The organism is Burkholderia sp. MS455 (assembly GCF_016899445.1).
In the GTDB taxonomy this organism is placed as follows: domain Bacteria; phylum Pseudomonadota; class Gammaproteobacteria; order Burkholderiales; family Burkholderiaceae; genus Burkholderia; species Burkholderia pyrrocinia_C.
This window is the reverse complement of record NZ_CP041778.1, coordinates 2,840,987-2,861,242: the sequence shown is the minus strand read 5'-3', so window position 1 is coordinate 2,861,242 and position 20,256 is coordinate 2,840,987. Positions and strand designations below refer to the sequence as shown.

Here is a 20,256-nt window from a genome sequence, read left to right as displayed (position 1 = left end):
ACCAGCATGACCACTCATTCGCGACGCGATTTTCTGAAGTTCTCCGCCGGCCTCGCCGGCGCGACCGCCGCCACCGCACTGCTTCCCGAATCGATTCGCAAGGCGCTTGCGATCGAGCCGAATACCGTGACGGGCACGATCCAGGATGTCCAGCACATCGTCGTGTTCATGCAGGAAAACCGCTCGTTCGACCACTATCTCGGGCACCTGAGCGGCGTGCGCGGCTACAACGACCGCTTCCCGGTCACGCTGCCGAACGGCAAGCCGGTCTGGTTCCAGCCGCGGCAGGAGGACAAGGCGAGCGTGATCGCGCCGTTCCGCTACGACACGACCAACCCGGGCGTGAACGCGCAGTGCATCGGCGGCCTGCCGCATACGTGGGCGACGACGCACGGCGCGATCGACAACGGCCGCGCGGACCAATGGGCGGTACAGAAGTCCAACATGACGATGGGTTACCACGTCCGCGACGACATCCCGTTCCACTACGCGCTCGCGGATGCGTTCACGGTGTGCGACAACTATTTCTGCTCGATCCCGGGCAACACGCACCCGAACCGCATGTACCTGATGACGGGCATGGTCGATCCGCTCGGCACGGGCGGTGGCCCGCTGCTCGACAACACCGACTACATCGACAACCAGTTCGACAAGATCAAGTTGCCGCCCTTCAGCTGGACGACCTACCCGGAGCGGCTCGAACAGGCCGGCATCTCGTGGCAGGTCTACCAGCAGGGCACCGGGTTCGACAACTTCACCGGCAACTACGGCACGAACATGCTGGCGTGCTTCGACAACTTCGTGAATGCGCCGGCCGGTTCGTCGCTGCAGACGCGCGGGATGAGCACGCGCCCGATCACGCAACTGAAAGCCGACGTGCAGGCGAACGCGCTGCCGCAGGTATCGTGGCTGCTGCCGCCCGCCGCGTATTCGGAACACCCGAAGTTCACGCCGCTGTACGGCGCCTACTACCTGTCGACGATCCTCGATGCGCTGACGTCCAATCCCGACGTGTGGAGCAAGACCGTCCTGCTCGTCATGTACGACGAGAACGACGGCTTCTTCGACCATGTCGTGCCGCCGCAGGCGCCGACGCTGCCGGGATCCGGCATGAGCACCGTGGACGTGTCGCTCGAGCGGCACAACGTCGTGACCTCGACGCAGACCGGCACGTATACCGCCGACAACCTGCCGTACGGCCTCGGCCCGCGCGTGCCGATGTTCGTCGTGTCGCCGTGGTCGAAGGGCGGCTTCGTCTGCTCGCAGGTCTTCGATCACACGTCGGTGCTGCAATTCATCGAGAAGCGCTTCGGCGTGATGGAAACGAACATCTCGCCGTGGCGCCGCGCGATCTGCGGCGACCTGACGTCGGCGCTCGATTTCTCGAAACCGGATGCGACGCTGCCGACCTTGCCGAGCACGCAGGCGTATGTCGCGCAGGCGGATCTGCAATGTTCGCGTGCGTCGTCGCAGACCGCGCCGGCCAGCACCGCGCAGCAGGTCGTGACCGCGCAGGAGCCCGGCACGCGGCCGGCGCGCGCGCTGCCGTACGAACTGCACGTCACCGGCCAGCTCGGCGCGCAAGGCTACGCGCTGACGTTCGCGAATACCGGCACGCAAGGCGCGCACTTCTGGGTCTATACGGGCGACGCCACCGCGATGCCGCGCCGCTACACGGTCGAAGCGGGCAAGCAGTTGACCGATACGTGGGCGCTCGACGCGAACGGCAGCTACCTGGTGAGCGTCTGGGGGCCGAACGGCTATTTCCGGCGCTTTGCGGGGTCCGCAGCCGCGGACGCCGCCGCGAAGCCTGAAATAACCGCGTGCTACGACGCCGCGAACGGCGACGTCTACGTGACGTTCGCGAATGCGGGCAGCAGCGCGCTGACGGTCACGGCGACCGATGTCGCGTACGGCGGGGCGGCGCGCACGCTGACGATTCCAGCGGGGCAGCGCGTCGAGGCGCACTGGGATCTGTCGTGCAGCAGCCACTGGTACGACCTGCAGTTCGCGGTTGCGGGAAATGCGGGCTGGATGCGCCGCATCGCGGGGCACGTCGAGACCGGCAAGGCTAGCATCACCGATCCGGCTGCTGTGGCGCCGACGATTTCGGCGATCTGACGGCAACCGGCGCGCGCCGTCGGCTGGTTGGAGCCGGCCGGCGCATGCGCATGCGATGTCGAGGTGGTGGCATCAGGGCAGCAGCCCGTCGTCGTGCGCCATCATCAGCGCACGCATCGCGGACCACGTCCCGTAGTAATGCACGATGTAGCTGTCCGCGCGGCGAAACAGCCAGGGCGTGTTGAAGCTGGCGAAATCGGCCACGCCTTCGCCGTGCAACTGCCCGTCACGCTCCATCGCGCGAATGAAATGCAGCTGGTTGCCGGAGGATCGCATAACCGGTTCGCGGATTTGCGTGCGCCAGCCCGGTGCTAACCATCCATGACAGTGCGCCCGCCGGTGATTCGCTAGAATGCCCGATTGCCGCCTCAGCTTGACGTGGGCGGCGCTTCGCGCGCTACACTGCGTTCATTCCATTCCCATCCAACCTCCCATCCCGCCGACGATGACGTCTCCTGTCCTGAACGGCCTGCGCATCGGTATCACGATCGGATTGCGTGCCCCCGACGAAAGCCTGTGGATCAACGGCATCAAGCAGAACGCGCTGTTTCTCGCGAAGCTGCTGATGGCGTCGCCGCACGGCTACCGCGTGACGCTGGTCAATACGACCGACGTGCCGCTTACCGACGCGCTGCCGTGGGATCGCGCCGTGTACGATACCCGCGCGTTCGCCGACATGAAGGATTCGCTCGACGTGGTGATCGAGCTCGGCGGGCAGATCGACGGCGAGCAGACGGCCTACCTGAAAGCGCGCGGTGCGAAACTCGTCAGCTATTGCTGCGGCGTCGAGTACATCAACGCAATGGAGTCGATGCTGTTTGGCCGGCGGCTGTGGGATTCGCTCTTCATCAATCGCGGCTACGACGAGGTGTGGGCGATTCCGCAGATCGCGCCGTCGTCGCTGCCGTTCCTGCAATCGCTGCGCCGCTGCCCGGGGCGCGTCGTGCCGTTCGTGTGGGATCCGATGTTCCTGAGCGCACGCGCGCAATCGCTGCCGGAGCACGGCGAATACCGGCCGCGCAGCGAGCCAGGCAAGCGACTGACGGTAATGGAGCCGAACCACAACGTCGTGAAGTTCTGCGTGTATCCGATGCTGATCATCGACGAGGCGTATCGCCGCGCCCCCGATGCGATCTGCTTCACGCACGTGACGAACGCCGATCGCCTCGCGCACGACAGCCCCGAGTTCGTGATGCTGATGAACTACCTGGACATCGTGCGCGCGGGCAAGGCAAGCTTCGTCGGGCGCTTCGATACGCCGCTGTTCCTGGCCGACCTGACCGATATCGTCGTGTCGCATCAATGGTCGAACCCGCTCAACTATTTCTATTTCGACGTGTGCTGGCAGGGCTATCCGCTCGTGCACAACGCGAGCCTCGCGCCCGATCTCGGCTACTACTATCCGGACAACGATGTACAGCAGGGCGCCGATGCGCTGCTGCGCGCGCTGCATACGCATGACGACGACTGGGAAGCGTACACGCGGCGCCAGCGCGACATCCTCGGCCGCTACACGTCGGCGAATCCCGCGCTCGTCGCCGAATACGACGTGCTGCTCGCGAACCTGATCGGGGCGACGGCCGCATAACGCCCGTTTTTTCGAGGCGCTTGCCCGCTGCGCCGGCGGCCGCCATCGGGGTTGTCCCACCCTAATGTCTGACGAATTGATGCCGTTAAAAAAGAAACCGTCGAGCCCGTTCGGGTCGACGGTTTTTGAAGGCACGAATTTGACGGCTCCGAGGGAAGTCCGTCGAAAACAAGTTTATAGGTTAACAAGTCGGAAAGATTGTTAAATTAGGTTCGATCGATAATCATCATATAATTAAAATTGGTATTATTGATTCGAGGTGATTTGATTCTGTTTTGAAGTTAAATAATTTCGTTTGAAAACGGAAAATTGCATGCTGCGGCGATCGAATGATCGCGCGGCGGCAGGTTTTCTGCGGATAATGGCCCCGGGCAACCGGCCACGGCGGTGGGCTTGGCATCGAGTGCGGGCGGCGCTTCATGCACCGGCATTTATCTGATCAATTGAGAAATTCTCGATTTTGGATGCTGGCATATCGCGGAAAACCGATTCGGATGAAGTTGTTTAGACGAAAAAGACAAACGGTTTCCGGATTGGGTTTCCGTAATTCGCGTTGTGTAACCTGTCGCACTGTCGGTGTCGTGCGTGCATGGTGTATTCCCAGTAGTTGAATATCGTTGAAAATATCGAATTTGACGGCGCGCCGAAGCGATAAGTACGCTCCCGGAAAAGATCGACATAACAGGATGGGCCGGGTAGGCGGCGGAGCGCGTCATGGTCGGTTCGCTCCGCATGTTTGTTGAGGTCGAGCCGTCTTCGGCGGCTCGCCATTTGCCGGAGCGCCGGATGAATGCGGTCGAAGCTCGCCTGGAGGCGAATCGGGAAGCGAATCGTGACGAAATCGATCTCGTGTTCGGCGCCCCCGACGATCATCCCGACCTCGCGTCGGTACGCAGTTTCGTGGAAAGCCGGCTCGGGTTCGCGCACGAGCCGGTGTGCCGATCCGACCTGTCGGGCGGCGTGCTGTACCAGGAATGCCTGGCGCGGTTGCGCTGGGGCGAGCGCGACGTGCTGCCGCCGGTCGCGTTCCTGCCGCGCCTCGAGGCGCTCGGGCTGATGCGCTGGTTCGACCGGCTCGTGGTGAGCCGGACGATCGACGGGCTGCGCGCCGATCCGGGCGCCGTCTACGGGTGCAACGTCGCGGCGGCGAGTGCGGTCGTCGACGATGCGTGGCTCGCGATTTTCAGGCGGCTCGAGCGCGAACCGTCGGTCGCGGCGCGTCTGGTGGTCGAGATCACGGAGACGGGGCCGCTGAATCCCGTCGCGGGCCGGTCGTTCGTGAACCGCTTCCGGCAGGCCGGATGCCGGATCGCGATCGACGATTTCGGCGTCGGCTTCAGCGCCTTGAACAATCTGGTGGTCGGCAATCCCGACATCGTGAAGCTCGACCGGTCGGTCCTGTCGATGATCAAGCGCAACGCGATCGGGCGCTACCAGTTCCGCAGGCTGATCGCGTTCGCCCATGAAGGCGCGCGGCACGTCGTCGTCGAAGGCGTGGAGAACGAGATCGACCGGCAGATCATCGTGGATGCCGGCGTCGCATGGGCGCAGGGCATTCGTTTTACATGGCGGCCGCCGGCCGCCGCGTGACGGCGCGGGAACAGGCGGGCGGCATGCGTGATGCGCGCCGGAGTCGGTTGGGGCCGGCGCGTGGCCGGGATGAATCGCAAAAGGGGCGTGGGCATGGCGGAGACGAAGACCGGAGGCGGAACGGGCACGCAGGCGACCGATGCGTGCGACCTGGTCGCGCTCGCCGAGCTGGCCGACATGCTGTGGCAACTGGGTGCCGAATCGACCGATGTGCCGATCGACGTTGCACCGTATCTCGACGGCCTGAAGGCGGTCGCGCGCCGTATTCAGCGGATGACGCTGCTCGACGCCAACGGCCGCGAGCTGGCGGCGCGGCACTATTACGCGGGCGTCATCGCGGGCGCGTGCGGCGACGATTCGGCGATCGCGCGCGGCGTGTCCGACAGCCTCGTGAAGCAATCCGGCGGCGCAAGCCGGCCGGCGGCTCGTTGCTTCGCCATGCTCGCTCGCACGGGGCGGCGGCATGGCCGCGCATTCGCCGCGCAAAGCGGCGACCGGGTGCTGGTGTAGCGCATCCGGAGTGCGTACGGGCCGGCATGCGGCCGGCTTCGACATCGTCCGGGCGCGATCAGCCTGCCGCCCGGACGCTCAACAAATCGATCGATCCATTCCGACGCCGCCGAGCACGAGCGCCATCGCGCGGTCGATCGCGTCGTATGGGCAGGGGCGTGTGCGAATGCGGTCAGCCGAGCGCGCGGCCGGCGAACAGCTGCTGGATCTGCGCGGAATACGCGCGGACGTTGTGTTCGGCGAGCGTGTCGACCTGGTGCAGGCAGCGGCGAGCGGCCGCCGCATAGCCGTCGAGCCGCGCGTCGTGCGTTTGCGCGGCGGTCGCGATCGCGCGCGCCGCGTCGAAGATCTCGAAGTCCGGGTAGTAGTAGCCGACGTCGCGCAGGAACGGCGAGTTATGCACGAGCGGGTAGTTGCCGTACAGCGCGTCGTACAGCAGGTAGTTGAGGCCGTTTTCCCAGTGATGCGACACGACGATGTCGGTGTGATGCGCGGCCCACGCGACGAACGGCGCGCGCACGTCGGCCGTCGCCTTGCCGTCGCGCACCATCTCGAGCCCGAGCGCGAGATGCTTGAAGGCGACGTTCTCCTTCTTGTCGAACGTGTTGGTCATGTACACGTGCTCGACGAGCTCCGGATGCTCGACGTAGCACGCGTTCGCGGCGAGCATCGGCACGATCGAACTCTTCACGACGTTCAGGTTCGGTTCGAAGAACGCGATGCGCTTTGCCGGGCCGTGATTCCGGTAGCCGAAGCGGGCCTTCAGTTCGGGGTCGGCGTCGAGGCTGCGCTCGATGAAATACGGCGACCAGATATGCGGCAGCTCGATCACCGGCGCGCGATACACGGCCTGGAAATAGGCCGCGCAAGTATGCATGTGCTGCGGGTTGGTCCAGATCTCGTCGAACTGCACGCGGTGCGGGTTCGGCCGCCAGTCGTTCTTCTCGAAGTTGATCGTCTCGACCGCGATCACGTAGTCGTTGCCGAAGCGGTACGACACGCACTTGCCGCTGCGACGGCGCACGACGTCCGTGTGCGACGGGTCGACGAACGCGTTCATCTCGATCAACAGGTCGGTCTGGTGGACGACCGACGACAGCGGCCGCAGCGCGTCGCCGAACGCATCCATCATCAGCGCCTGCGGATAGTCGGTGACGCCGTCGTCGTGCGCGAGCCACACCTCGCCGATCAGTGGCGACTGCTTCAGCAGCATGTACAGGTACACGCAATGCTGGTTCGCGCCGTTGTACCAGATCGACTGCGTCGCGTCGCGCTGCACGTTCATCGTTATCGCGACATTGAGTTTCATGGCGGCTCCGTAAGGCGGGCGGCGCGCGGCTTACTGCACGGCGCCTTGCGACTGGCGCGGCACGTAGCCCGTCAGACGCCAGCGGCCGTCGTCGTCGAGGCGAAAGCTCAGCTTCTCGAACACGGTCGCGCCGTTCGTCAGCGTGGTTGCATAGTCGACGTTCGCGTAGAGCCCGTCGGGCATCGCCGATACGTTCGTGTAGCGGATGCGCGTGATCTGCGCCCAGCCGCGATGGTTGACCGTACCGACGGACTGGCGCGCATGCTGCATGTCGGCCGCGAACTGGTCCTGTTTGATGCGCGCCTTCACGAACGCGGCGGCGTCGCTCCACACGGCGCCGTACTGGCCGGCGTCGAGCTGCCTGAACACTGCGTCCGAATCGCGGAGCAGCGTGTCGGCCGATTCGCCGGCGGATTGCGCGTGCGCGCCGATCGCGATCGAAGCGACGGCGCAGCCGATCATCCATTTGGCCCGGGTGAGGGGCGGGCGTGCGTTCATGTCGGGGTCCGGAAAGGGCGGCGCGTCACGCGTCGCGATAGAGGGTGGCGATCGCGTCCGTATAGGCGGCGACGTTCGCGGGGTTGTAGATGCTGACCGAGCTGAGCACGTGCTTCGACTGCTCGCGGTACGCTTCCAGGTTCGCGTCGTGTTCGGCGAACGCCTGCAGCAGCGCGCGGCCGCCGGCCTGGCAGTCGAAGTCCGGATAGAAATACCCGGCCTTGCCGAGGAACGGTGAGTTGTGGATCAGCGGATAGTCGCCGTACAGCAGTTCGTAATACAGGTAGTTCTGCGCGTTTTCCCACGTGTGCGACACCACCGCATCGCCGTACGCGGCCATGAACTCGTACACCGCATAGCGGCTTTCGAACGTCGTGATGCCATGATTCACGATGTCGAGGCTCTTCGCGAAGTGGACGAAGGTTGCGTGCTCCTTGATGTGGATCGTGTTGCACACGCGCACGAATTCAAGGAATTTCGGATCGGCGCGGTATGCCTCTTCCGTGACCAGCATCGGGATGATGCTCGTCTTCACCATGCAGATGTTCGGCTCGAACATCGTCACGCGCCAGCGCGGCTTGCCGGGCCGATAGCCGTACGACAAACCGGCGCCGAGCGTCGCGCGCGCCTTGTCGAACAGCATCGGGTGCCAGATGTGCGGGACGATCGTGACCGGTGCACGCAGCCCCGTCTGGTAATAGTGCAGGCACGAGCGCTCGAATTCGGGAATCGTCCACACCGCGTCGTACGGCGCGCCCGAGAACAGGAAGCCCGACGGCTTGTTGAACATCGCGCGTTCGATGTCGATCACGTAGTCGTTGCCGACCCGCATCGTGACGACCTTGCCGCCGCGCTCGCGGAACGCGCGCAGGTAGTCCGCGCCGAACTGCGCGCTCATTTCGATCAGCACGTCGCAGCGTTGCAGCGCTTCGTCCATCGACAGCAGCGGCACGTCCCATTCGCCGAGCATCATCTGCGGATCGGCGACCTGTTCGCCGCCGTTCACCATCACGGCTTCTGCGACGAGTGGCGACTGGCGCAGCAGCAGGATCAGCAGCAGGCAGTTCTGGAAGATGCCGTTTTCCCACAGCGACTGGCCGGCGCCGCGGACGAACAGCGACACGCCGACGACGAGACGTTTGCCCTCGCCGGGCGCTTGACGGGCATTGGAGTCCGACATGCGTATGCTCCGGTTCAGGCGACCAGACGCGAGACGAACGCGTCGAGGTTCGCGGGGTTGTCGATCGAGACCGACTGCAGCAGCCGGCCGGCCTTCGCACGGTAGTCGTCGAGGCGTTCGTCGTGATGCAGCCACGCTTCGAGCAGCGCGCGGCCGCCCGCGGCCGAGTCGAAGTCCGGGTAGTAATAGCCGGCGTCGCCGAGCAGCGTCGAGTTGTGGATCAGCGGATAACCGCCGTGCAGCACGTCGTAGTACAGGTAGTTCTGCCCGTTTTCCCAGTGGTGCGACACGACCGCGTCCGCATGGCGCGCCATGAAGCCCGGCAGGTCGATGCGCGGTTCGAAGGTCGCCTTGTGCTGGCGCACGAGATCGAGGCTGTTCGCGAAGTGCACGAAGGTCGGATGCTCCTTCATGTGCATCGCGTTGACGACGAACATGTGTTGCACCGCGTCCGGCCGCGCTCGATAGAACTCGTCGCACGCGAGCATCGGGTAGTGGCAGGACTTGACGACCGAGATGTTCGGCTCGAGCATCGCCAGGCGCCACGGGCGGCGGCCGGGCCGATAGCCGAACGTCGCGCCTTCGCTCGCCAGCGCGGCGATGCGGCGATCGAGGAAGTACGGCGACCAGATGTGCGGCATCAGGTGCACCGGCGCGCGCAGGATGGTCTGCAGCATCGGCGCCGCGGTCTTGTCGTATTGCGGCAGCAGCCACACTTCGTCGAACGGCGCGCCGTTGAAGATATGCCCCGACGGTTTTTCGAAGATCGGGGTTTCGCACAGGCCGGCATACACGTGCCCGCAGAAGAACGCGGCGATTTTCTTGCCGAGCGCCTTCATGTGCCTGAGCCATTCGACCGGCAACTGCGCGCCCATTTCGATCACGACGTCGAGTTCGTGCGTGACGTCGGCGGGATTCACGAGCGGGATGTCGAGGCCGTCGAGTTCGAGGCCGGCCGGCAGTGCGTTGGCGTCGCCGCCGTTCAGGAAATAGACGGGGCCGACGCGATCCGAGCGCTTGAGCATCATCGCGAGGAACGCGATGTTCTGGTGAATGCCGTTTTCCCAGATCGCCTGGCCGTCCCGCGCAAACAGCGAGATGCCGACGGCCGGGCGTTGCTTGCGGGTGCCGCCCGAGGCGGCTTCATTGATGTCCGTCACCGGTTGGTTTCCTCTGCGGCGTCGTGCGTCCGGGCATGGCGTCGAGCGTCTGGCCCGGAAGCGGCGCGCCGTGGATTGTCATGGTTGCATTCGCGCCGGTGCGCCGCGGCACGCGAATCGGGCGACGTGGTTCGCGAGGGCGGCAGCCGGATTCCGGCGTGTCGTCGGGCACGCCTGGCACGGCGCGCGATTCGGGCAGGCTGCCCCTGCGACTGTCTGCGGCGATTGTGGCACGGAAATCGCCGGTTTGTGGAGGGGCGTGACGAACTTTGACATAGCCGGCGGCCAGCGGAAACGGGGCGCCGACGCAGCGGCGCCCGCGTCGATCGGCGGATGTCCGGCGCGGCGCTGGCGGCCTGCCGGATCGGCCGCCGCGCGCGGCGGTCGCCCGCTCAGTGCTGCAGCGTGATTTCGACGCGACGGTTGCTGGCACGGCCTTCGGGCGTCGCGTTGGACGCGACCGGATCGGCCTTGCCGCGGCCCGTGACCGTCAGCGTGTCGGCCTTCAGCCCGTGCGCCTTCAGATAGGCGGCGACGGATTCGGCACGGCGCTTCGACAGCGCAAGGTTGTAGTCGTCGCTGCCCACCGTATCCGTAAAGCCGGTGATCGTCACCTGCGAGTACGTGCGGTCCGCGCGCTCGCTCAGCAGCCGGTCGAGCGATTCGCGTGCGGTCGGTGCGAGCGTCGCGTGGTCGGTCGCGAACAGCGCGTCGCCCGACAGGTTCACGTGTTCGACGGTGGCAGGCGCAGGTTCGGCGGCCGAGGCCGCAGCCGCTTCGGCCGGCGCGGCGCCGCACTGGAAGACCAGCGTCGCAGGATCGGATTTGTCGCGCAGCGCGCGGGCCGAGTCGACGGCACGCACCGGCTGGTCGCCGCAGATCTTGCGGGCGGCCTTCATGCAGGTCTGCGGGCCGGACAGCAGGCCGTGGCAGTCCACCTGGAACGTGCGCATGCCGTCGCGCGGTTGCAGTTCGGAGGCGCTGAAGGTCGGGCCGGATGCGGTCGAGCACGCGGCGAGGGCCATTGCGGAAAGCGCGAGCGCAAAAGCGAGTTTGTTCACGGTTACGTCCTCAAAGCTTGGGTTGACAGAAGCCGGCCGCGGGCTGCGCGGCCGGCTCGTCCTGCCGTCGGGGCCGCCGCGGGCCGGCCGGCTGGCGAGCCGGGCGACCTGGCGGCGCGACGCGTTACTTCCACTGGTACAGCATGCCGGCGCCGATCACCTTCTGACCGCCGCTGAAGCCGCCGTTGATCGACGCCTTCAGGTTCTCCGTGATGCGGGCCTGCATGTTGACCGCCATCGCCTTCTGGCCGAGGAAGGTCGACGTGCCGATACCCATGCCGAAGTTGGCGTCGCGATCGAGCTGCGGGATCGACGCCATCGCGCCGACGGCCGCGATACCCTGCTTCGCCATCTGGTCGGTCTGCTGCAGTTGCGAACCCAGCGAGTTGATCTGCGCCTGCTGGCCCGACAGTGCCGTCGACAGCGTCGTCTGCACCTGCGTCAGCTGGTTCACGTTCACTGCGTCGGTGCCTTGCGTACCCGGCGCGACGTTCACGATCTGGCGCTGCTGCGTGTCGCTGCCGACCGAGACAACGTTCTGGCGGCCGCCATCCGTCGAATTCGCGCCGATCGCCACCGAGTTCGAGCCGGCGGTGACGGTCGGGTGATCGCTGCCGGTGCCGTTCATGTCGGCGGCGACGCCGTTGGTATTGATCGCGCGCGTCGTGTTGTTGTTGAGCGTCGTCGACAACTGGTTCAGCGTGTTGTTGATGTTCGTCACGCCGGTCGACAGCGAGGCGACCGTGCTGTTCGTCGAGCTCAGTCCGGTGGACAGCGAACCGATGCCGGTCGACGTCGACGTGGACAGCGACGACACGTTGCTGTTCGTCGCGCTGAGGCCCGTCGACAGCGAGCTGATCGCGGTCGAGGTCGACGTGGACAGCGACGTGAGGTTGCTGTTCGTCGAACTGAGACCCGTGGACAGCGAGTTGATGCCGGTCGACAGCGACGCGACGTTCGACGCGGTGGACGTCGACAGCGCGGTGACCGCGTTGTTCGTCGCGTTGAGCTGGCTGCCGTTGATCGCGTCCGTGCTGCTGGCCGAGACCCGGCCGGCGGCGACGTTCGTGATCTGGCGTTCCTGGCCCGGCGCGCCGACGCTCACCACGCCTGCCGGCGAGCTGCCCGCGAAGAGGTACGTGACACCGCCGATCGTGGCGCTCGACGTCGGGTTCGCGGCACTCGTGACCGAGTTCGCACCGAGCGCGATCGAGTTGGCGACGTTGGCTTGCGCGTTCGTGCCGAAGGCGAGCGCGTCGGCGGCCGTGGCTTTGGCAGCCGAGCCGTAGGCTTGTGCGCCGATGGCGCTGGCCGTGGACTGGCTGCCCAGCGCGATCGTGTTGTCCGCGGTGGCTTGGTTCGAGCTGCCGAGGGCGAGCGCGCTGGCGCCGTTTGCCGTGTTTGCGTTGCCGAGCGCCACTGCGCCGTTGCCGGTCGCCGTGTCGTTCGCGCCCATCGCTACCGCGCCGGTGCCAGTGGCCACGCTCGGATCGCCGATCGCTACCGCGCCGTCGCCGCTCGCGGTGTTGCCGGAGCCGATCGACACGGCCTTGCCGCCCGTTGCCGATGCGTTCTGGCCGATCGCGACCGCGCCTGCCGACTGCGCGTTCGAACCGTCGCCGACCGCGACGCTGCTTGCGCCTGCCGCACTTGCGTTGACGCCTGCCGCGAGGGCGTTGGCGCCCGTTGCGCCGTCGTTGGCGTAGTTGCTTTGCTGCGTGCCGTTGTCGTTGACGCTGTAGTAGTGCGTCTTCGCGGCGTTGATCGCGGTCGAGGTGGAAGTCGACAGCGACGACACCGAGCTGTTCGTCGAGCTCAGGCCGGTGGACAGCGAGCCGATGCCGGTCGAGGTCGAGGTCGACAGCGACAGGATCGTGCTGTCGGTCGAGCTCAGGCCGGTGGACAGCGAGTTGATGCCGGTCGAGGTCGAAGTGGACAGCGAAGTGATGGAGCTGTTAGCCGACGACAGACCGGTCGAGGTCGAAGTGGACAGCGAAGTGATGGAGCTGTTAGCCGACGACAGACCGGTCGAGGTCGAGGTCGACAGCGAGGTGATCGAGCTGTTGGCCGAGGACAGGCCCGTCGAGGTGGAAGTCGACAGCGAAGTCACCGAGCTGTTGGTCGAGCTCAGGCCGGTGGACAGCGAGTTGATGCCGGTCGAGGTCGAAGTCGACAGCGAGGTGATCGAGCTGTTCGCCGAGGACAGGCCCGTCGACGTGGAAGTCGACAGCGAATCGATCGAGCTGTTGGCCGATGAGAGGCCGGTCGAGGTCGAAGTCGACAGCGAGGTGATCGAGCTATTCGCGGACGACAGACCCGTTGACGTCGAAGTGGACAGCGACGTAATCGAGCTGTTAGCCGAGGACAAGCCCGTCGAAGTCGAGGTGGACAGCGACGTGATCGAACTGTTCGCCGACGACAAGCCGGTCGAGGTCGAGGTGGACAGCGAAGTGATCGAGCTGTTGGCCGACGAGAGGCCCGTCGACGTCGAGGTGGACAACGACGTGATCGAACTGTTCGCCGACGACAAGCCGGTCGAGGTCGAGGTGGACAGCGAAGTGATCGAGCTGTTGGCCGACGAGAGGCCCGTCGACGTCGAGGTGGACAACGACGTGATCGAGCTATTGGCCGACGAGAGGCCGGTCGACGTGGAGGTCGAAAGCGAAGTCACCGAGCTATTGGTCGAGCTGAGGCCGGTGGACAGCGAGTTGATGCCCGTCGAGGTCGAAGTGGACAGCGACGTGATCGAGCTGTTAGCCGAGGACAGACCCGTCGACGTGGAGGTTGAGAGCGAAGTCACCGAGCTGTTGGTCGAGCTCAGGCCGGTGGACAACGAATTGATGCCGGTCGAGGTCGAGGTGGACAGCGATGCGATCGAGCTGTTCGCCGAGGACAGGCCAGTCGAGGTGGAAGTCGACAGCGACGACACCGAACTGTTGGTCGAGCTCAGGCCGGTGGACAGCGAGTTGATGCCCGTCGAGGTCGAGGTGGACAGCGACGTGATCGAGCTGTTCGCCGAGGACAGACCCGTCGACGTGGAAGTCGACAACGAAGCCACCGAGCTGTCGGTCGAGCTGAGGCCGGTGGACAGCGAATTGATGCCGGTCGAGGTCGAGGTGGACAGCGACGTGATCGAGCTGTTCGCCGAGGACAGGCCCGTCGAGGTGGAAGTCGACAGCGAAGTCACCGAGCTGTTGGTCGAGCTCAGGCCGGTGGACAGCGAGTTGATGCCGGTCGAGGTCGACGTGGACAGCGATGTGATCGAGCTGTTCGCCGAGGACAGGCCAGTCGAAGTCGAGGTGGACAGCGAAGTGATCGAGCTGTTGGCCGACGAGAGACCCGTCGACGTCGAGGTGGACAACGAAGTGATCGAGCTGTTCGCCGAGGACAGGCCAGTCGAAGTCGAGGTGGACAGCGAAGTGATCGTGCTGTTGGCCGACGAGAGACCCGTCGACGTCGAGGTGGACAACGACGTGATGGAGCTGTTAGCCGACGACAGGCCGGTCGACGTGGAAGTCGAAAGCGAAGTCACCGAGCTGTCGGTCGAGCTGAGGCCGGTGGACAGCGAGTTGATGCCGGTCGAAGTCGAGGTGGACAGCGACGTGATCGAGCTGTTAGCCGACGAAAGGCCGGTCGACGTGGAGGTCGACAGCGACGACACCGAGCTGTTGGTCGAGCTGAGGCCGGTGGACAGCGAGTTGATGCCGGTCGAGGTCGAAGTCGACAGCGAAGTGATGGAGCTGTTAGCCGACGAGAGGCCCGTCGAAGTCGAGGTGGACAACGACGTGATCGAGCTGTTAGCCGAGGACAGACCCGTCGACGTGGAAGTCGACAACGAAGCCACCGAGCTGTCGGTCGAGCTGAGGCCGGTGGACAGCGAATTGATGCCGGTCGAAGTCGAGGTGGACAGCGACGTGATCGAGCTGTTGGCCGACGAGAGACCCGTCGACGTCGAGGTGGACAACGACGTGATGGAGCTGTTAGCCGACGACAGGCCGGTCGACGTGGAAGTCGAAAGCGAAGTCACCGAGCTGTCGGTCGAGCTGAGGCCGGTGGACAGCGAGTTGATGCCGGTCGAAGTCGAGGTGGACAACGACGTGATCGAGCTGTTAGCCGAGGACAGGCCCGTCGACGTGGAAGTCGACAACGAAGCCACCGAGCTGTCGGTCGAGCTGAGGCCGGTGGACAGCGAAGTGATCGAGCTGTTAGCCGACGACAGACCGGTCGAGGTCGAGGTCGACAGCGACGACACCGAGCTGTTGGTCGAGCTGAGGCCGGTGGACAGCGAGTTGATGCCGGTCGAGGTCGAAGTCGACAGCGAAGTGATGGAGCTGTTAGCCGACGATAGACCGGTCGAGGTCGAGGTCGACAGCGAGGTGATCGAGCTGTTGGCTGATGAGAGGCCGGTCGACGTGGAGGTCGAAAGCGAAGTCACCGAGCTGTTGGTCGAGCTGAGGCCGGTGGACAGCGAGTTGATTCCCGTCGAAGTCGAGGTGGACAACGAAGTGATCGAGCTGTTAGCTGAGGACAGGCCCGTCGACGTGGAAGTCGACAGCGACGACACCGAACTGTTGGTCGAGCTCAGGCCGGTGGACAGCGAATTGATGCCGGTCGAAGTCGAGGTGGACAACGACGTGATGGAGCTGTTAGCCGACGAGAGGCCGGTCGAGGTCGACGTGGACAACGACGAAATGGCACTGGTTGCGGTACCAACCTGTTGGGCAACCGAATAAAGCTGGCTGCCGTTGATCGCGTCGGTACTGGTCTGCGTCACCTGGCCGGCGGCGACGTTGGTGATTTGTCGCTCGTTGCCCGGGCTGCCGACGCTGACGGTGCCGACCGGCGCGGTGCCTGCGAATCCTCCGAACGTGACGCCGTTGACGGTCGCGCTGCTCGTGGGATTGGCTGCGGCGGTCTGCGAGTTGGCGCCGAGCGCGACGGAATTGTTGGTGCCGGCGGTGGCGCCGCTGCCGATGGCGACGGCGTCGGTGCCGGTCGCGACGCTGTCGGCACCGGTCGAGTTCGCGTGGAAGTACTTGATGCCCTGACTGTTGATGTTGTCGATCGCCGAGCCGACGCTGCTGGCGGTCGACGTCGTGCCGTTCGCGTTGTAGGTCGTGTACGCCGGTGCGGAGACCGTCCCGGTCGTCGGGTTGTACGTGGAGCCGCCGCCGAGTGCCGATGCCGTGCTGTTGCCGAGGTTGTCCGTCTTGGTCGTGACCGTGCTCAGGCCGGTGGACAGCGAGCTGATGCCGGTCGAGGTCGAGGTCGAAAGCGACGAGATCGAGCTATTAGCCGACGAGAGACCCGTCGAGGTCGAAGTGGACAGCGACGTGATGGAGCTGTTGGCCGACGAGAGGCCGGTCGAGGTCGAGGTGGACAGCGAGCTGATGCCGGTCGAGGTCGAGGTCGAAAGCGAAGTGATCGAGCTGTTAGCCGACGAGAGACCCGTCGAGGTCGAAGTGGACAGCGACGTCACCGAGCTGTTGGCCGAGCTGAGGCCGGTGGACAGCGAGTTGATGCCGGTCGAGGTCGAGGTGGACAACGAAGTGATCGAGCTGTTAGCCGACGAGAGACCCGTCGAGGTCGAGGTGGACAGCGACGTCACCGAGCTGTTGGCCGAGCTCAGGCCAGTGGACAGCGAGTTGATGCCGGTCGAGGTCGAGGTCGACAGCGAAGTGATCGAGCTATTAGCCGACGAGAGCCCCGTCGAGGTCGAGGTGGACAGCGACGTCACCGAGCTGTTGGCCGAGCTGAGGCCGGTGGACAGCGAGTTGATGCCGGTCGAGGTCGACGTGGACAGGGAGGTGATCGAGCTATTAGCCGACGAGAGCCCCGTCGAGGTCGAGGTGGACAGCGACGTCACCGAGCTGTTGGCCGAGCTCAGGCCAGTGGACAGCGAGTTGATGCCGGTCGAGGCCGACGTGGACAGGGACGTGATGGAGCTATTCGCCGACGACAGACCCGTTGACGTGGAGGTCGACAGCGAAGTGATCGAGCTATTAGCCGACGACAGACCCGTCGAGGTCGACGTGGACAGTGACGTGATGGAGCTGTTGGCCGATGAAAGGCCGGTCGAGGTCGAAGTCGACAGCGAAGTGATGGAGCTGTTAGCCGACGACAGACCGGTCGAGGTCGACGTGGACAGCGACGAGATGCCGGTCGAAGTCGAAGTGGACAACGAAGTGATCGAACTGTTAGCCGACGACAAACCCGTCGACGTTGAGGTCGACAGACTGGTGATATTCGACGTCGTCGTGCTCGCGACTGCGTATAGCTGGCTACCGTTGATCGCGTCGGTGCTGCTTGCACTGACGAGCCCTGCTGCGACGTTCTGGATACGACGCTCTGCGTTCACAGCACCGACGCTGACCACGCCGCCTGCCGAATTCGCGCCTGCATACGTGCCAAAGGTCTGACTACCGATCGTCGTATTGCTGACCGCACCCGTGCCGCCGGTCGTGGTGCCTGCGGCGGAGGTCGTGATCGAGTTGCTGCCAAGTGCAACCGAGTTTGCAACAGTCGCGCTCGAATTGACGCCGATTGCGATCCCCGACGTGGCAGCCGACGTAACTGCCGACTGCCCGCCGATCGCGATGCTGTCCGAAGCGGCCGACTGTGCGCCCTTCGTTGCGTTGCTGCCGATTGCGATCGAGCCCGCGCCCGACGCGATGGTCGAATTTGCCTGCGACAGCGGCGTCGTGCCGTTGCCGCCCGCACCGCCGATTGCGACCGAGTTCAACGCGTTTGCCGTCGAGCCGAAGCCGAGCGCGGTGGCGCCTGCGCCGCTCGCGGTGGTTTCGAGGCCGGCCGCGACGCCCCACAGGCCGGCCGACGACTGCATGCCGGTGGCGACGGCGCCGTTACCGGTCGCTTGCGCGAAGGAGCCGTAAACCGTGACGCCGGTCCAGCCGTTGCCGTTGGAGTTACAGCCGGCCACGATCGAATACGTACCGGAGCCGTCGCCAGCCTGGTTTTGCGTGCCACCCGGGTTAACTCGGCCGACTGCGCCGTTGCTTCCCGTAAAGCAGGTCTGCTGTGTGTTGAGCGTGTTGGCCTCGGCGAGCCCCGGCAGGCCGATCGCCAGTGCTGCGACTGCGGCGACCACGACGGCCGACTTGTTCGGCTTGCCCCGTGCCGAATCGATTTCCGATGCCGCGACCCAGGCGCCAAGGGCTTCGTTCCAGATCGAGCGGTATGTGCGGTTCATGTCCTACTACCTCCAAATGTGCACGCCACACACCGGTCTCTATTGTTAGAGGAATACTCCGTGCGTTCGCGCGAATCTCAAAATTGATGGGCGGAGTTTATTGGAGGCGCATTTATGAGATTGACAAACAGTGATAAATGAGGCGGCTTTAAAGTTAAAGAATGGTTAATGCGTCGTGTTTTGATGTATTTGTTGTGTATGCAAATGAAAGAATGTGAAAGGTGCATCGTATGATTGTGTCCTGCGTGGGGTGGCCCTAATGTTTTCATAAAAATCAATGACTTACTGACGATTTGTGCGATGAGTAACATAAAGAGGCGGCCAATAAGTAAGACGAATGAAATAGCAAACGTTTGCGTGCTGGTTGGTTCTTTCGATTCTGTAATGAAATGTCGGGCTTGAATTGATAATATGTTTACCTTAGTTTGAACCTCGTTAATTCTTAATTAATTGATGGTTTGTTTTTTATAGATTGATTATCTGTCGGTAAAGCCGATCTGGATTGCCGCATGTCCGGCTGTGCTGATTTGCGCATCTCGTCCGTCGTGGCTGCCCGTGTGGCGGGCGTTCCGGGCAGGCTGGCTCGTCGAATGTGTAAAAAATTGCTACAAAGCGACAGATAGTGTTCCTGGCATTCAACTATCGGATTTGTCCTATTGACGATATCGGTGATGTCGGTATGAGCGCGAAATGGGGAGGCGTGCCAGATAGTCGGGGAGACGGCTCCGCAGCGGCGCCCCACGCGGCGTCGACAGGTTGTTGAAGACCGCCCGGTCAGCGCCGGGGATGACGCACCTGAAATGTCAGAATCGGCTGCGGCAATTTGCTCCACGTCGGGGCGCGCCGAAGCGTCGGAGGAAAAATAGGGTTGGATGAGATGTATCGGGCGCGCCACATTCGGTCCACGGATGTGAGCCGAAGCGGTCGCTCACCGCATGGAACGAGCTGGTTTCGAGCAGGAGGGGCGCCGATTCGTCCGGCATGCGGTGCGAGCGCTCCGGATCGAATCGGCCGCGGTGGCGACGGTCAACCGGCGCTGCGCGGACGCACGGCACCTCGCACGAAGGGGCCCCCGCATGACCTGCGGCCGCGCCGTCGACCTTACTTCTTGAGAAACCGCAGCGCGAACCGCGCCATCCGCGGCACGAACATCGGGCGCAGCAGGCGCTTGTCGTAACCGGCCATCCGCCGGTCGTTCTCGACCAGACACAGCTCGATCAGCTCGCGCGGGTTCAGCGCATCGCCGATGTCGGCGGTGCCGGTTGCCGGGAAGTTCGCGTCACGCGCGACGCCGTCGGCATCGATGCCGCGCGCGATGCCGATGCGGTCGCGGATCAGGTGCACCCACACGGCCGCGACGCGCGCGAAGAACCACGGCCGGCGCCACCACGGGATCGTGCGCCAGTACCAGGCGTACCAGTTCGCGAAGAACAGGATGTGGCGGCCTTCTTCCTGGATCACCGGCTCGAAGGTGTCGACGAGTTCGGGCGGGAAATAACCGGAGCGCTGCGCGGAGCGGAACAGGCCGAACGCGAAGAAGCTGTCGATGCATTCGCTGAAGCCCGTCATCATCCACGACCACTCGGGGTCCTTCGGCGCCGGGTAGGCCGGCTCGGGCGCGAGCCGGATGCCGTAGGCCGCGACGAGCTTCGACAATACGACCTTGTGGCGCGCTTCCTCGCCGCCGTCCATCTCGAGCGCGCGGCGCAGCAGCGGATCGCCGACCGTCGCTGCGTAGGTCGCCACGCGAATCGACGCGCGGCCTTCGGTTTGCACCGCGATGTCCCAGATCGGCAGCGACGTGAGCCGCCTGAGCTCGTCGGGCTTGAGCGCCGGCCAGTCGATCACGGCCGGCTTGTACGGGTTGTGTGTGTCGAGCAGCATGCGACAGAACATCTGCTTGTGCGCATCGGAACCGATCCTGACCGGACCATGACTCTCGAAGGTCCAGTTGCGCATCGCGTGATCTGCGGCTGCGTGCTCTTCCTGCAGCGTGTCAGTCATGGCTGTTGTTATGCGATTACGGGTC

General features: G+C 64.6%; 11 protein-coding genes and 1 pseudogene. 4 read left to right on the top strand and 8 right to left on the bottom strand.

The genetic code is table 11. The features are described from left to right. The first annotated feature begins 6 nt into the window (after positions 1-6). Entirely contained in the window at positions 7-2,121 is a 2,115-nt protein-coding gene (locus tag FPJ27_RS17150; RefSeq protein ID WP_204421911.1) for a phospholipase C, phosphocholine-specific, read from the top strand. Between the two features lie 72 nt (positions 2,122-2,193). On the opposite strand, the pseudogene FPJ27_RS17145 reads toward FPJ27_RS17150, so the two are convergent. Further along, positions 2,194-2,385, bottom strand: a pseudogene (locus FPJ27_RS17145) (galactosyl transferase GMA12/MNN10 domain protein); the annotation flags it as partial. A 181-nt stretch (positions 2,386-2,566) separates the two neighbouring features. Between FPJ27_RS17145 and FPJ27_RS17140 the strand changes: the two are divergent. The 3 genes from FPJ27_RS17140 to FPJ27_RS17130 all read left to right on the top strand — a co-directional run bounded on the left by FPJ27_RS17140 (position 2,567) and on the right by FPJ27_RS17130 (position 5,809). Further along, the gene (locus FPJ27_RS17140; RefSeq protein ID WP_204421910.1) at positions 2,567-3,709 is read left to right on the top strand and encodes a DUF2827 domain-containing protein; all 1,143 of its coding nucleotides are present in this window, start codon (positions 2,567-2,569) and stop codon (positions 3,707-3,709) included. Positions 3,710-4,495: 786 nt separating this feature from the next. Continuing rightward, positions 4,496-5,299 carry an EAL domain-containing protein gene (locus FPJ27_RS17135; protein ID WP_034180853.1) on the top strand — a complete coding sequence of 268 codons (804 nt, stop codon included), beginning with the start codon at positions 4,496-4,498 and terminating at the stop codon, positions 5,297-5,299. A gap of 93 nt (positions 5,300-5,392) precedes the next feature. Continuing rightward, a complete protein-coding gene (locus FPJ27_RS17130; RefSeq protein ID WP_204421909.1) occupies positions 5,393-5,809 on the top strand; it encodes a hypothetical protein in 417 nt (138 codons plus the stop codon). A 172-nt stretch (positions 5,810-5,981) separates the two neighbouring features. Here the strand turns inward: FPJ27_RS17130 and FPJ27_RS17125 are convergent, their stop codons facing one another. The 7 genes from FPJ27_RS17125 to FPJ27_RS17095 all read right to left on the bottom strand — a co-directional run bounded on the left by FPJ27_RS17125 (position 5,982) and on the right by FPJ27_RS17095 (position 20,231). Continuing rightward, entirely contained in the window at positions 5,982-7,118 is a 1,137-nt protein-coding gene (locus FPJ27_RS17125; protein WP_204421908.1) for a DUF2827 family protein, read from the bottom strand. A 30-nt stretch (positions 7,119-7,148) separates the two neighbouring features. Further along, the gene (locus FPJ27_RS17120; RefSeq protein ID WP_204421907.1) at positions 7,149-7,616 is read right to left on the bottom strand and encodes a DUF4019 domain-containing protein; all 468 of its coding nucleotides are present in this window, start codon (positions 7,614-7,616) and stop codon (positions 7,149-7,151) included. A gap of 25 nt (positions 7,617-7,641) precedes the next feature. Further along, positions 7,642-8,796 carry a DUF2827 domain-containing protein gene (locus tag FPJ27_RS17115; protein WP_072443686.1) on the bottom strand — a complete coding sequence of 385 codons (1,155 nt, stop codon included), beginning with the start codon at positions 8,794-8,796 and terminating at the stop codon, positions 7,642-7,644. Positions 8,797-8,810: 14 nt separating this feature from the next. After that, positions 8,811-9,956 (bottom strand): DUF2827 domain-containing protein, encoded by a 1,146-nt coding sequence (locus tag FPJ27_RS17110; protein ID WP_204421906.1) that lies wholly within the window; start codon positions 9,954-9,956, stop codon positions 8,811-8,813. A gap of 392 nt (positions 9,957-10,348) precedes the next feature. After that, positions 10,349-11,017, bottom strand: a complete 669-nt coding sequence (locus tag FPJ27_RS17105) for an OmpA family protein (protein WP_072443683.1) — start codon at positions 11,015-11,017, stop codon at positions 10,349-10,351. Between the two features lie 124 nt (positions 11,018-11,141). Next, positions 11,142-18,227, bottom strand: a complete 7,086-nt coding sequence (locus tag FPJ27_RS17100; RefSeq protein WP_204423242.1) for an ESPR-type extended signal peptide-containing protein — start codon at positions 18,225-18,227, stop codon at positions 11,142-11,144. Positions 18,228-19,328: 1,101 nt separating this feature from the next. After that, a complete protein-coding gene (locus tag FPJ27_RS17095; RefSeq protein ID WP_204421905.1) occupies positions 19,329-20,231 on the bottom strand; it encodes a ferritin-like domain-containing protein in 903 nt (300 codons plus the stop codon). Between the last annotated feature and the right edge of the window lie 25 nt (positions 20,232-20,256).